The sequence below is a fragment of the Streptomyces sodiiphilus genome (assembly GCF_039529215.1).
GTDB classification, from domain to species: domain Bacteria; phylum Actinomycetota; class Actinomycetes; order Streptomycetales; family Streptomycetaceae; genus Streptomyces; species Streptomyces sodiiphilus.
In genome coordinates, this window is the sequence record NZ_BAAAMJ010000010.1 from 441,468 (window position 1) to 455,200 (window position 13,733).

General features: G+C 72.8%; 11 protein-coding genes. 6 read left to right on the forward strand and 5 right to left on the reverse strand.

Features of this window, described 5'->3' with window-relative positions; genetic code table 11:
* Window positions 1-19 precede the first annotated feature (19 nt).
* Both ABD299_RS07185 and msrA read left to right on the forward strand, forming a co-directional pair.
* Window positions 20-1,240 (forward strand): hypothetical protein, encoded by a 1,221-nt coding sequence (locus tag ABD299_RS07185; RefSeq protein ID WP_344259671.1) that lies wholly within the window; start codon window positions 20-22, stop codon window positions 1,238-1,240.
* A gap of 23 nt (window positions 1,241-1,263) precedes the next feature.
* Window positions 1,264-1,926: a peptide-methionine (S)-S-oxide reductase MsrA gene (gene msrA, locus ABD299_RS07190; RefSeq protein ID WP_344259672.1), complete on the forward strand. Its 663-nt coding sequence runs from the start codon at window positions 1,264-1,266 to the stop codon at window positions 1,924-1,926.
* 439 nt (window positions 1,927-2,365) lie between these two features.
* Here msrA and fabG read toward each other — a convergent pair whose 3' ends face one another.
* The 5 genes from fabG to ABD299_RS07215 are packed head-to-tail and all read right to left on the reverse strand — an operon-like array spanning window position 2,366 to window position 7,520.
* A complete protein-coding gene (gene fabG, locus ABD299_RS07195; protein ID WP_344259673.1) occupies window positions 2,366-3,136 on the reverse strand; it encodes a 3-oxoacyl-ACP reductase FabG in 771 nt (256 codons plus the stop codon).
* Window positions 3,133-3,402, reverse strand: coding sequence for an acyl carrier protein (locus ABD299_RS07200; RefSeq protein ID WP_344259674.1), 270 nt, complete (start codon window positions 3,400-3,402; stop codon window positions 3,133-3,135). Before ABD299_RS07200 ends, fabG begins: the two co-directional genes overlap by 4 nt.
* A 31-nt stretch (window positions 3,403-3,433) precedes the next feature.
* Window positions 3,434-4,390, reverse strand: a complete 957-nt coding sequence (locus tag ABD299_RS07205) for a beta-ketoacyl synthase N-terminal-like domain-containing protein (RefSeq protein ID WP_344259675.1) — start codon at window positions 4,388-4,390, stop codon at window positions 3,434-3,436.
* Window positions 4,387-5,523 (reverse strand): beta-ketoacyl synthase N-terminal-like domain-containing protein, encoded by a 1,137-nt coding sequence (locus ABD299_RS07210; RefSeq protein ID WP_344259676.1) that lies wholly within the window; start codon window positions 5,521-5,523, stop codon window positions 4,387-4,389. The genes ABD299_RS07205 and ABD299_RS07210 overlap by 4 nt, the downstream gene beginning before the upstream one ends.
* Window positions 5,520-7,520: an AMP-binding protein gene (locus ABD299_RS07215; protein ID WP_344259677.1), complete on the reverse strand. Its 2,001-nt coding sequence runs from the start codon at window positions 7,518-7,520 to the stop codon at window positions 5,520-5,522. Before ABD299_RS07215 ends, ABD299_RS07210 begins: the two co-directional genes overlap by 4 nt.
* Before the next feature lie 407 nt (window positions 7,521-7,927).
* Between ABD299_RS07215 and ABD299_RS07220 the strand changes: the two genes are divergently transcribed.
* The 4 genes from ABD299_RS07220 to asnB all read left to right on the forward strand — a co-directional run bounded on the left by ABD299_RS07220 (window position 7,928) and on the right by asnB (window position 13,666).
* Window positions 7,928-9,643: a class I adenylate-forming enzyme family protein gene (locus ABD299_RS07220; RefSeq protein WP_344259678.1), complete on the forward strand. Its 1,716-nt coding sequence runs from the start codon at window positions 7,928-7,930 to the stop codon at window positions 9,641-9,643.
* Window positions 9,640-10,092, forward strand: coding sequence for a hotdog fold thioesterase (locus ABD299_RS07225; protein ID WP_344259679.1), 453 nt, complete (start codon window positions 9,640-9,642; stop codon window positions 10,090-10,092). Before ABD299_RS07220 ends, ABD299_RS07225 begins: the two co-directional genes overlap by 4 nt.
* 196 nt (window positions 10,093-10,288) lie before the next feature.
* Window positions 10,289-11,761, forward strand: a complete 1,473-nt coding sequence (locus ABD299_RS07230) for an MFS transporter (protein WP_344259680.1) — start codon at window positions 10,289-10,291, stop codon at window positions 11,759-11,761.
* Between the two features lie 36 nt (window positions 11,762-11,797).
* Window positions 11,798-13,666, forward strand: a complete 1,869-nt coding sequence (gene asnB / locus ABD299_RS07235) for an asparagine synthase (glutamine-hydrolyzing) (RefSeq protein ID WP_344259681.1) — start codon at window positions 11,798-11,800, stop codon at window positions 13,664-13,666.
* Window positions 13,667-13,733 lie beyond the last annotated feature (67 nt).

Sequence of the window (13,733 nt, forward strand, 5' to 3'; positions counted from 1 at the left end):
CCACGGGAGCCGCGCCACCATGGAAGCCCTGCTGTTGATGATCGCCCTGACCGCCATCTTCGGCGTGCTCGTACTGCCCGCCCTGCGGCGGCGCAAGGAACGCATGGAGTTCCAGCGGGCCGCCGAAGCCACCGAGTACCGGCCGGGCCCGCAGGGCTGGTCCGCAGCCGGCGGGCAGCAGGAGTCCGGCGTGTCCCTGAGCAAGGAGGGCGACGCGGACGGCGGCGGCCGCCCGGAGGCCGCCACCGGGCTGGTCTCCGTCGAGGAACTGGACGTCAGGCTGCCGGGCCCCGACCCCGAGCTCGTCGCCGCCCTGGAGGAGACCCAGCGCACCCAGGACTGGCGCCCCGCCGGTCACCTGCTGGCCCTGACCGACGACAGCGAGCTGCGCTGGCAGCGCGTGCTGTCGCTGGCCGGTGCGGCGGCGATGGAGCTGGCACAGTGGCAGGCCGAGCGCGGCCCCGAGGCGGCCGAGGAGGCCGCCGACCGGGTCTCGCTGGGCAAGCAGGAGCAGCGCCGGGACGCCGGCTGGCTGCGCAACTGGCGGGCCGAGGAGCCCCGGGACCACGGCGGCGCCCAGGTCTACGCCCAGTTCCTGGTGTGGCAGGCGATGTCGGACACCGGCTCGGCGGACAGCCGGATCATCTTCGAGGAGGCCCGGGCGGTCTGCCAGGAGGCGGCGAAGCTGAAGCCGGGCGACCCGGTCCCGCACATCACCGAGCTGTTCGTGGCGCGCGGCCTGGGCTACGGCAAGCCGGAGTTCGAAGAGGTGTGGTCCCGCGTCCTGCAGCGCGACAACCGCCACATGGGCGCCCACCTGGCGGCGCTGACGTACTGGTCGGAGAAGTGGCACGGCTCGCGCGCCGAGGCCGACGGCTTCGCCCAGAGCGCGGCGGCCTCCGCGCCGGCCGGCAGCCTGCTGCCCGCGCTGCCGCTGTTCGCCGTGCACGACCACCTGCCCGACGTCCAGCTCTCGCCCAGCATGTACCAGGGCGCGGTCATCCGGAACGCCATCGAGGCCGCCCAGTACGCCGTCGGCAACGTCCGGCAGGGCCACCCCGTGGAGCCGCACGTGCGGCACCTGCTGCTGTACTTCCTGGTGCGTGCCGAACGTTACGCCGAAGCGGTGGAACAGGTGCGCGCCGTGGACGGTTATGTAGGTGCGGTGCCCTGGATCAACAGCGAGAACCCGGCCGGCGAGTACGCCGCCTACCGGGCGATCGCCGTTGCCCGTCAGTAGCGCCGCCGGAACAGGAGAACGCGATGCATTACGGCTTCAAGAACCGTCTCCCCGGTGCCGACGAGGCGCTCGCGGGCCGTGACACACCTGTCTTCCAGGTGCCCGAGCGGCACACCGTGCTCGGCAACCCGCTGCTGGGCCCGTACCCGGAGGGCATGGAGACCGCGGACTTCGCGCTGGGCTGTTTCTGGGGCGCCGAGCGCAAGTTCTGGCAGGCCGAGGGTGTGTGGACCACCCTGGTCGGCTACCAGGGCGGCCACACCACCCACCCCACCTACGAAGAGGTGTGCAGCGGACTGACCGGCCACGCCGAGGCGGTCCGGGTCGTCTTCGATCCGCGGCGCACCAGCTACTCGGAGCTGCTGCGGCTGTTCTGGGAGTCACACAACCCCACCCAGGGCTTCCGCCAAGGCAACGACACCGGCACCCAGTACCGCTCGGCCGTCTACACCCACTCGGCGGAGCAGCAGGTCACCGCCGAGGCCTCCCGGGACGCCTACCAGCGCGTCCTGACCGCCGCCGGCTACCCGGAGATCACCACCGAGATCCTGCCCGCCGGCACCCGCCCCTTCTACCCGGCCGAGCCGGAGCACCAGCAGTACCTCGACAAGAACCCCGCCGGCTACTGCGGCATCGGCGGCACGGGCGTCAGCTGCCCGGTCGGTGTCGCCAGGACGGAGAGCTGAAGCCCTTCCCACCACACGACCGTGACGCCGAACGCGCTGCTCGCCGCTCATCCGGCGAGCAGCGTCCGGCATTCTGCTCCTCTTCGTAACCTCCGCTGCGCGCACAATGCGAAGGGTCACCGGCGGGCTCACGACAACCACCGTGCAGCAACTCGCCTCCCTCGCAGGCCACCCGACACCTCCGCCCGCCAAGGAGTAGATCAAGGAGATATTGATCGACAGCTCCCAGGGAACCGTCCCAGCCGCCGGCCCCGTCTGCCGTACCACTCTTGACCATCCCTCCGTGAGGGATGGCCGGCTCGCAGGTTCACGGGCCCGGTGTGGTGGGGGTGGCCGACGATGTGACGCGCGCGCCGGGATGCCCGTACCGGCGGTGCCCCCCGCCTCCCACCGGGCGCGGCGCCGAGCATCCCGGGTCCGGTGCCGGGCCCCGTGCCCATCAGCTCGGCAGGCCGCCGTTGATCTCGACGACTTGGCCGGTGATGTAGGCGGCGCGGTCCGAGACCAGGAAGGAGACCAGGTCGGCGACCTCTTGCGGGGTGCCGGCCCGGCCGAGCGGGATGCTCTTGAGGTGCCGTTCGGCGACCTCGGCGGGGAGATCGGCTGTCATGTCGGTGGAGATCAGACCGGGCGCGACGACATTGGCGCGGATGCCGTAGCGGCCGCACTCCCTGGCCAGGGAACGGGTGAAGCCGATGATCCCGGCCTTGGAGGCCGCGTAGTTGGTCTGGCCCGCACTGCCGTGCACGCCGGCGATGGAGGAGAGCGTGACGACGGCTCCGCGGCGGCGGCGCACCAGCGGGTACACGGCGGCCCGGCAGACGTTGTAGGTGCCGTCAAGGTTGGTGTCCATGACCGAGCGCCACTCCTCCTCGGCCATCAGGGCGAGCGGACGGTCCCGGGTGATTCCGGCCGAGGTGATGACGGCCGACAGCGGCCCGAGGTTCTCCTCGGCCGCGGTGACGAACTCCTTCACCTGCGCGGCGTCGGCCACATCGACCGGCCGGTGGAGGACCCGGGCCCCGGCCTTCTCCGCGATCAGGGCCGCTTCCCCGGCGGCCTCCGCGTCGGAGCGGTAGCAGAACGCGATGTCGTACCCGTCCTCGGCGAGGCGGGCGACGACGGCGCGCCCGATGCCGCGCGACCCGCCGGTGACCAGGGCCACCGGGCGAGTCGCGGGAGCCCGGCCTGCGGCTTCGGCGCCGGTCATGTGGCGGACGCGCCGTTCAGCTCGGCCTCGATCAGCTCCCGTACCAGCCGGAAGCTGCCCATCTCGGCCAGCCGCGACTCGTCGATCTTCACGCCGTAGCGCTCCTCGACCCGGACAGCGATCTCCAGCGAGATCAGCGAGTCCACCTCCAGGTCCTCCTTGAAGCGGGCGTCGTCGGTGACCTCCTCGACGGGCAGTTCCAGCGCCTCGGCGACGACGGTGCGCAACTCCTCGGCGTCGAACGCCTGGTCGGTGTGGGCGGCCATGAGGCACTCCTCTTCTTCGGGGGTCGGGTTCTCAGGGGGTGTGGTCGGGGCCGGTGAGGAACACCGCGGCGACGCCGTCGCCTTCGGGCCGGCCGCAGGTGGCCAGGACGGTGTGCCCGCCGTGCGCGTCGAGATGGGCGACGGCTGCGGCCGCCTGGAGCACGCCGAGCGCGCCGGAGGCGGCGCCGAGACCGGCGGCGGGGTCCAGGACGGAGCCCGCGGGCGGCCCGGCGGGGTCATCCGTCGTCTCGGTCAGCCACAGGTCGGGCGTCAGGCCCCCGGCGCGGGCGACGGCACCGGCGAGGTCCGCCGCTCTGGCGCAGCCGGCCACGGTGGCGCGGACCTCGGCGCCGCGCTCGGCGGCACGGGCGGCCGACTCCAGGACCAGGGCGACGCCGCCGTCCAGGGCGGAGGTGCCGAGCAGCTTGGTGACAATGTCGCCGGCCGGTTCCACGCCGATCACGACGGCGGTGTCGGCCCGTCCGGTGATGATCAGGGCGTGGGCCCAGTAGAGGGCGTCGAGGCCGCTGGTGGGGCCGTTGCACAGGGTGACGTTGGGGCCGCGCAGGCCGTGGGCCATGGCGACCGATCCGGCGATGACGTTGCTGGAGGTTTGCGGCAGCCCGAGCGGGCTGAGGCCGAGGACGGTGTCGCGGGCGATGGTGTCCGCGAAGGAGCAGACGTTCTCCAGGATGCCGACGTTGGTGCTGACCACCACGGCGGTGGTGTCCCCGGGGCCGGTGTAGCGGTCGCCGTCGAGCAGACCGGCGGCCCGCAGGGCGGGGGCGGTGGCGCGCAGGGCGAGCCGGGAGGCGCGGTCCTTGTGCCGCAGGTCTCGCCCGACCAGGCCGGTGGCGGGGTCGAAGCCGCCGTCGCGGACGGTGCCGAGGAGCTCGTCGGGCAGGGTGAGGCCGGGAACGGCGAGTCCCGCCCCGGTGACGACCGCCACGCGAGCCGAGGACGTGGAGGCGGGGTGCGCTGTGCTCATCGGACTGCCTCCAGGATCGCGGCGGCGTTGATCCCGCCGAAGCCGAACGCGTCGACCTGGGCCAGCGTCAGTTCCGGTGCGGTGGCCATGTGTCCACGGACCAGTCGCAGGCCCTCCGCCTCCTCGATCGGGTCGGTGAGGCCGAGCACGGGCGGCACCTGGCACCGCTGGAGGGCGAGCACCGCCGTCGTCAGGCTGAGCAGGCCGGAGCCGCCGAGTGTGTGGCCGGTCATCGACTTGACGGCGGTCATGAGCGGCCCGCTCCCGGGCGGGAAGATCCGGGAGAGCACGGTGGCCTCGGTGGAGTCGTTCTTCGGGGTGCCGCTGCCGTGCAGCATGACGAGGTCGATCTCCTCGGGTGCGGCCCCGGCCAGCCGGTAGGCGTCGCTCAGGACGCGGGCGATGCCCTCCGGGTCGGGGGCGGTGGAGTGCTGGGCGTCGCAGTTGACGCCGACGCCGCGCAGCCGGGCGTGCACCGGGCGGCCGGGGGCGGCGGCGCGGGTGACCACCACGGCGACGGCGCCCTCGCCCATCAGCATGCCGCGGTGGGAGCGGTCGAAGGGGCGCAGCGCGTCGGGCACGTCATTCTGGACCCGGTCCAGGGTCCCGAAGGCGCTCTCGCCGATCGCGTCGGTGCCCGCCACCACGACGGTGTCGGCCTCACCGAGTTCGATCAGGTCGGTGGCCATGGCGAGCGCGTACAGACCGGCCGCGCAGGCGTTGGCGAAGGTGTAGGTGCGGGCGGCTCCGTACTCCTCCCGCAGCGCGGTGCCGAAGTGCAGGTCCGCGGGGTCGAGGGCGGCGCCGTGGCGCCACCAGAGTTCCGCGCTGCGCTGCTCCTGGAGGGTGGTGCCGACCAGGACCGGCACATCGGTGAGATCGCGTGGGTGGCCCGCGTCGGCCAGCGCCTGGTCGATCGCGGCGATGAGCCAGCGGGTGGCGCGGCCGGGTTCGTCGACGCCCGGGCGGGCGCGGTCGGTGATCTCGTAGGCGTTCCGTGCGCGGTACTTGTCGTGGTCGAAGACCTGGAGCGGTTTGAGGCCGTCGCGGCCCGCGCAGAGCGCGTCGAAGACCTCCGACGGGGTGGTGCCGTTGCAGGCGACCGCTCCCATCCCTGTGATGTCCCACGTCATGATGCCTGCTCACGCAATCTGTAGGCGGCCACCTTGCCGGTGGCCGTGGACGGCAGTGCGCTGACGAACTCGACCCGGGCCGGGCGTTTGTAGAGGGCGAGGTTGGCCCGGACCGCTGCCCGGAGGGCGCGGCGAATCGTTTCCTCGTCGGTCCCCGTGTCCGGGACCACGAAGGCGACTGCGCATTCCAGGCCGTTGGCGTCCAGGCCGCCGACCACGGCGCAGTCGCGGAGACCGGCGACGGTACGGAGCACCGCCTCGATCTCCGCGGGCGGCACCTTGTAGCCGCCGAGGTTGAGGATGTCGTCGGCCCGGCACAGATGGGTCAGGGTCCCATCGGCCTCACGACGGACCAGGTCGCCCGTGTAGGCACCGCCGTCGGTGAAGGTGATCCGGTCGTCGTCGGGGCGGTCGAGGTAGCCGAGCGCGACGGTCGGTCCCGCGATGTGCAGGCGGCCCTCGGTACCGTCGGGCACCGGCCTGCCGTGCTCGTCGCGGACGGTGGCGGTGGTGCCGGGCACCGCCAGCCCGGCCCGCCCGGGCATCGGACGGTCCGGCGGGGTGGCGACGACGACGTGCATGACCTCGGTGGCGCCGAGGCAGTTCATCACCGGGGCGCCGAAGACGTCCTGGATACGGTGGTTGAGGTCGGCCGGGCAGTTCTCGCCGGCGGTCAGGCACAGGCGCAGCGCGGCCACCGCGTCGTCCCCGGGGCGGAGCGTGTCGAGGAGGGCCGCGTAAAGGCGGGGGACGGAGCAGAGCACGGTGGGACGGTGGCGGCGCAGCGCGGCCCGGACTTTGTGCTGGTCGACGGCGCCGCCGATCAGTGCGGTGGTCGCCCCGGCGTCGAGGGCGCACAGGACGGAGCTGCCGAAGCCGTAGCCGAAGGACATCCGGGCGGTGGAGAGCACGATGTCGCCGGTGTCCAGGGCGAGCAGGCCGCCGAAGCCGTCCAGCATGGCGGTGATCGCGGAGGTGGCGTGCCGGACGCCCTTGGGCCGGCCGGTGCTGCCGGAGGTGTACTGGATCAGGGCGGTCCGGCCGGGGTGGTGTCCGGTGGAGGGCCGGGCGTGCTCGGGGCGGTTCGCCGCGTTGGGGCGGCCGGTGCGGATGCCTGCGCGTACGGCGTCGCCCGTGAGCAGCACCGTGGCGGCGGACGGATCGGCCGGTGCGGTGTCGAGGTGGACGATCTCGGCCGCGCAGTCGGCCAAGACGAGGGCGAGGCCGGCCTCGCCGAGCATCGGGCTGACCGGGACGGGTACACAGCCGTGCCACCACAGGCCGAGGACGGCGGCGACGGTGGCCACGGAATCCTCGGCGACGACGAGCGCACGGGCGCCGGGGGCGACGCCGTGGGCGAGCAGCGCACCGGCGTAGCCACGCGCTGCTTCGTACAGGGAGCGGTAGGAGACGGCGCCGAGGCCGGGGTCGAGATAGGCGGTACGGTCTCCGCGGCCGGCGGCGAGGTGGCGGCCGACGAGTCTGTCCACCAGATCGATACCGGCGGACCGGTCGATTCCGGTGGAGGCGGGTGCCCTGCCCGTGCTGCCGGCCGGCGCGGAGATGCCGGACGCGGCGGGCGGGGCCGCGGGGCGCTGGGCCGGGGACGGCGAGGGCCGTAACGAGGACTGCGAGGACGGCCCGGGCAGGGTCGGGCCGGACGGGGACGGCGCGGTCCGGACCCCGGCAGACGGCCCCGCGGCGGACCGCGCAGCCTCCGGAGCCGAGCCCGCGGCACCCGCCGGGAGCGAGAGCCGGGCGTCCAGCAGGACGGCGGCGGCGAGGGCACTGTCGATCCCGCTCGCCTCCTCGTCGCTCAGCGCGACGCCGAAGGCCCGCTCGACCCGGGCCGCGAACTCGACCTTCTCCAGCGAATCCATCTTCAGGTCGCGCTGGAAGGAGGCCTCGGCCGACACCTCGGCGAGGTCCAGTTCGAGAACAGATGCCACGATGCGGCGCAGCCGCTCCGCGGCATCGGATATCCGTTCAGGCGGCATGCGACGAGCTCCTTGTCGGGCTGCACGAGGGCCTGCAGCCACGGCGTACGGTCGGCTCCCGGGGAGTTCGGCAGGAACGTAACCGGGTGGGCCTCACCCCGTCAGTGCCTCTGCGCCGAATTCGTCAAGTCCGGTTTGGCTGCATATGGACATCTTTCGGCCGTTTCGCAGACCCCCGTAGGGTTATGAAACGTGGCCGACACGGCATTTCCGGCATCACGCCCCTGCGGCGGCACCGACCTGACGCACTTTCGGCGGGCGGTGGCGATGCGGAGAAACCGCTTGTAACTTCTGCACGCGCTGCCGCGGCGGACCGGCCCCCCAGAGGTCCGGTGCGTCGGCACGCCTTGCGCAGAGGTGGCGCCGTCCGTTCCAGAGAGCCCGTCCGACCGAGATCAGGGGAATCGATGCCGCTCACGTCCACACCGCTGCTGTCCCCCGAAGCACGTCTCCGGCTCGCCGAGCTACCCGGCCTCGGAGGTGGCAACGCCTGGCGGATCGCCGCGGAGACGAACCCTGCCGCCGACCTGCCGGTGCTGCTCGCCGACCGGCCGCTGGCGGGTCCGGACGGCAACCTTCGGCGGGAGTTCAGCCTGCGCGAGCTGGACGCCCTTGCGGACGCCTGGTCGGCCTGGTACCTGGACCGGGGGGTGGGGCCGCGCGACCGGGTGTCGGTCTATCTGGAGGACACCTTCGCGTACCAGGTGCACCTGACCGCGCTTGCCCGCATCGGTGCGATCGGCGTACTGATCAACGGCCGGATGCGGCCCGAACTCGCCCTCGGGCTGGTCGAACGCACCGGCTCGGCCGGGCTGTTCACCGACGGAGAGCGGCTCGCCCTGCTCGCCGGGCGTGAGCGCCAGCTTCCGGAGCTGCGCTGGACCTCCCTGGACGAGGAGGTGGGCACCCTCGGCGCCCGCGCCCCGAAGCCCTCCCAGCTGTACCGGCACGGGGACGACGACCCGGTCGTCATCTGTCACTCCTCCGGCACCACCGGCAACCCAAAGCCCGTCGTCTGGGCACACCGGCAGAGCGTCGCCGGGGCCCGCTTCCGGCTCATCAACCACCCGGAGCAGGAGGACACCGTCGTGCTCGCCGGCGCCCCGCAGTCGCACTCCAGCGCCATCGCGTTCACCTTCTACTCGCTGCTGGCCGGGGTCCGCACCATCGGCTGGTCCGACCCGACCGGCCCTGGCATCGCACGCGGCTGCGCCACTCACCGGCCGAACGTCGTGCTGGCCTTCAACGAGGCACTGTCGCACCTGGCGACGCACGAGCCGGAGCCGGCCGACTTCGACTCCGTCGCGGTGTGGGTGAACCTCGGCGACTGCGGCCACGACGCGCACATGCGGCGGCTGATGCGGCTGGGGCACACCACCGCGCCCGACGGCACCCGCACACCGGGCTCGATCATCGACGACGGTCTGGGCTCCTCCGAGCTGGGCTGGGCGGCGCTGCGCCGCGTGCTCACCCCCGATACCCCGTCCAGGGCCCGGCATCTGGGCACCCGGGTGCCGATCGCCGAGGTCGCGATCCTGCGCGAGGACGGTACCGAGGCGGCGGCGGACGAGGTGGGCCTGCTCGGGGTCCGCAGCGAGGCGCTCGCGCACGGCTACTGGAACGACTCCGACACCACGTACCGCACGATGCTCGCGGGCTACTGGCTCTCCGGGGACCTGGTCCGCCGCTCGGCCGACGGCGAGTTCTTCCACGTGGACCGGGCGGTCGACCGGATCCGGACCGAGGCCGGCGATGGCTACTCGGCGCTGATGGAGGAGGAGCTCCTGCTTGCCGTCGAGGAGCTGGCGGACTGCTCGGTGGTCGCGGCCCAGGACCGCGGCCGGACCGTCCCGGCGGCGATCGTGACGCTGCGCCGGAAGGCCACGGCCGAAGACCTGCTGCGGCGGGCCAACGCGGCCCTGGACCGGGCCGGTCAGCCGCGACTGGCCCTGCTGGAGATAGCGCCCACGCCCGAAGCGATTCCGCTCGGCCCGACCGGCAAGGTCCTGAAGCGTCAACTGCGTGAGAAATACGCCGCGTTGGAGGAGTACCGCCCCGCCGACCCGAAGACGGTGGCCGTCACGACGGCGGTGGGCCACGGCTCGACGGAGGTCCCGGCATGACCACCTCCGCCGCGCCGCCCGCCCCCGAGGCGGGCCCGGAGGCCGCCGCCGCCTGGGTGAACGAGGCCGGCTCCGAGACCCTGGCCGGCCGGATGGGCATGACCTTCCTGGAGGCCGCCCCCCAGCGGGTGGTGGCGACCATGCCGGTCACCGGCAACACCCAGTTGCAGCGGCTGCTGCACGGCGGTGCCTCCGCGGTCCTCGCCGAGTCGCTGGGCTCGCTGGGCGCGGCGCTGCACGCGGGGGAGGGCCGGATCGCCGTCGGGGTGGACCTCAACGCCACCCACCACGTGCCGGTCCGCTCGGGCAGCGTGACCGGAGTGGCGACGGCCCTGCACCTGGGTGGGAGCACGGCCAGCTACGAGGTCGTGATCACCGACGAGGCGGGCCGCCGGGTCTGCACCGCACGGATCACGTGTGCGATCCACGGAAGGCGGAAATGCGGCTGACCCGCCGTCCCGGCCGACGGCGCCCCGCTCCGCACCACCTGCGTAGCGCCTCACACCCACCCCCGCACCGGTTTCGCTCCACTCCCGTACGAGACCGCGCCCCCCCGTACAAGCCTCCTTCCCGCCGCGGGCAACTGGTTCCCCTTCTCTCCCCGTCCGTCACAGCCGCCGGGCCGCACAGGCCCCGAGGAGTGCCATGACCACGCTTCACGACCCTAACGAGCCCAAGACGGTCGCGCCTCCCATCCTGCGGCGCACCGGGCCGGTGCTGCTCGTCCTGCTGTCGGCGATGTTCTTCGCCCAGTTCGACTTCTTCGTCGTGAACGTGGCCGCTCCCTCCCTGGAGAGCAGCATCAACGCCGATCCGGCCGCGCTGGAACTCATCGTCGGGGGATACGCGTTCGCGTACGCGGGCGGGATGATCACCGCCGGCCGGCTGGGCGACCGCTACGGGCACCGACTGCTGTTCATCATCGGCACGCTCGCCTTCGGGTTCACCTCGCTGCTGTGCGGACTGGCCGTCAACCCCGGGCAGCTCATCGCCGCCCGCCTGGCCCAGGGGCTTGCCGGGGCGGTCATGGTGCCGCCGGTCCTGGCCGTCATCACCGCGTACTTCCCCAACGAGAAGAAGGGGAGGGCGATGGCCTGGTACGGCGCAGCCGCCGGTCTGGGGTCCATCGCCGGCCAGGTGCTCGGCGGCGCGCTGATCTCGGCCGACTTCGCCGGGCTCGGCTGGCGCACCATCTTCCTGATCAACGTGCCGTTCTGCCTGGTCATCGCGTTCGCCGCGCTGCGGGTGCTCCCCGCGCACGTCAACCGGGTCCGGGTCGGCCTCGACCCGGTCGGCGCGGTCGGCGTCTCGTTCGCGCTCGCCCTGCTGCTGGTACCCCTGACCATGGGCCATGTCTCCGGCTGGCCGGCCTGGACCTGGGTCAGCATGGCTCTGGCCGTTCCTGTCATGGTGGCTACGCTGCGCTGGGAGCGGACGCTGGAGGCCCGCGGCGGCAATCCGGTGCTCGTTCTGTCGCTGTTCCGCAGCGACTCCTTCCGCGGTGGCGTGATCGCGAGCGCGGCGTTCATGCTCTACTTCGGCAGCTTCATGTTCACCCTGACGCTGCTCCTGCAGTCCGGGCTGAAGCTGACCCCGTTCGAGGCCGGACTGATGTTCTCGCCGATGGGTGTGCTGTTCACCGCCACCTCGATGATCGGCGGCCGGCTGACGGCACGCTGGGGAATGAACGCCCTGGTGGTCTCCGGAGGGGTGACCGCGCTCGGACTGGCGCTGCTGGCCGTGCCGCTGGCCGTCTCGGATTCCGCCGTCGGCCTGCCGTGGGTGGTGTTCTGCCTCTGCCTGGTCGGCGCGGGCAACGGTGTCGTGCTGCCCGCGCTGTTCGGCGCCGCGCTCATCAACGTCCCCCCGCAGGACGCCGGGACCGCCTCCGGCATCCTCACCACCACCCAGCAGTTCGCCAGCGCCGCCGGTGTCGCGGCGATCGGCACGCTGTTCTTCACGGTAGCCGGCGCCCGGCCCACCACGGCCGACTGGTCCCTCGCGATGGCCTGGGCGACCGCCGCGAGCTTCCTGCTCGTCCTCGTCGTGATGTGGACGACCTGGACGTTCAAGCGTTTCAGCCCTCCGCCGGCCAAGCGGTCCGTCGCACAGGGCTGACCCCCGTCCCACAACGTCGAGAGAGGCCACATCATCATGTGTGGAACAGCAGGATGGGTTTCCTTCGACCCGGAAGCCCCCGTCACTGCCCCGGTGGCCGACGCGATGACCGCGACCATGGCCTGCCGGGGGCCGGACGCGCACGGCCTCTGGCTCGGCCGGGCCGTCGCCCTCGGCCACCGTCGGCTCTCTGTCATCGACCCGGCGGGCGGCAGCCAGCCGATGGTGTTCGAGCAGGACGGTGCGCCGGTCGTCGCCCTCAGCTACACCGGCGAGGTCTTCAACTACCGCGAGCTACGGCAGCAGTTGCTGGCCCGAGGGCACGGCTTCCGGACCGACAGCGACACCGAGGTCGTCCTGCACGCCTACCTGGAGTGGGGCGAGGACTTCACCGAGCACCTCAACGGCATGTACGCCTTCGCGCTGTGGGACGCCCGTACCGAGGAACTCCTACTGGTCCGCGACCGGCTGGGGATCAAGCCGCTCTACTACTGGCCGCTCCCCGGCGGCGGTGTGCTGTTCGGCTCGGAGCCCAAGGCGATCCTGGCCCACCCCTCGGTGCGGCCCGCGATCGACACCGAGGGTTTCGCCGAGCTGCTCGGCTTCACCAAGACCCCCGGCCACGCGGTCTACAAGGGCATGTACGAGCTGCGCCCCGGCCACACCCTGCGGGTCGGGCGCGGCGGCAACACCCTGCGCCGCTACTGGGCGGTCGAGTCCCACGAGCACACCGACGACCTGGACACCACGATCGGCCGCGTGCGTGAGCTGCTGGAGGATATCGTCGCCCGGCAGCTGGTGGCCGACGTCCCGGTGGGCACGCTGCTCTCCGGCGGACTGGACTCCAGCATCATCACCGCCCTCGCCGCCCGCCACCGGACCGCCCTGGGGGCCCCGCCGATCCGGTCCTTCGCCCTCGACTTCGACCGGCACGCCGACGACTTCCGGGCCGACGACTGGCGCGGCACCCCCGACGCACCGTTCGCCGAGCTGCTCGCCCGGCATGCCGGCTCCGACCACCGGACCGTCACCCTTTCCCCCGGGCAACTGCTCGGCCGGGAAGCCCGCGAGGCCATCATGCGCGCCCGCGACCTGCCCTTCGACCTCGGTGACGGCGACACCTCGCTCTACCTCCTCTTCCAGGAGGTCCGCCGGCACTGCACGGTCGCGCTGTCCGGCGAGGCGGCCGACGAGGTGTTCGGCGGCTACCGCTGGTTCAGCCACCCCGACACCATCACCGCGGACACCTTCCCTTGGCTCGCGCCGCCGTTCGGCACCGGCATCTCCGGACCCGGAAGCGGGCCCGGCGAATCCCTGATCAACCCCGCCCTGCTGGCCAAGATCGACCTCCAGGGCTACCGGGCCCAGCGCTACCACGAGGCACTCGCCGAAACCCCGCGCCTGGCCGGGGAGTCCGCCGCCGACCAGCGGATGCGTGAGATCGGCTATCTCCACCTGACCCGGTTCCTGCCCTGGATGCTGGACCGCAAGGACCGGGCCAGCATGGCCGTCGGCCTGGAGGTACGCGTGCCGTTCTGCGACCACCGGCTGGTGAGTTACGTCTTCAACACTCCGTGGGCGATGAAGTCGTTCGACGGCCGGGAGAAGAGCCTCCTGCGCGCCGCCACCCGGGACCTGCTGCCTGCGGAGATCGCCGACCGGGTGAAGGCCCCGTACCCGACCAGCCGGGACCGGCGCTACCTCGACGGACTGCGGGCCTCCCTCAAGCGCGCCACCGAGGGCCCGGACGCACCGGTACGCGAGCTGCTGGACGAGGCCGCGCTGGCCGCCGCCACGGCCGACGACCCGCAGCCCGGCTACCGCACCGGAACCGAGCTGGTGCTCGCCCTCGACTTCTGGCTCCGGGGCCAGAACACCGGCCTCGACGTCGACCTGGAGCTGTGAACCGCACCGGGGAGCACCGGGCGTACCGGCAACGCTTGAGGGTCGTCGGTGGCACGGGAGCCGGTGG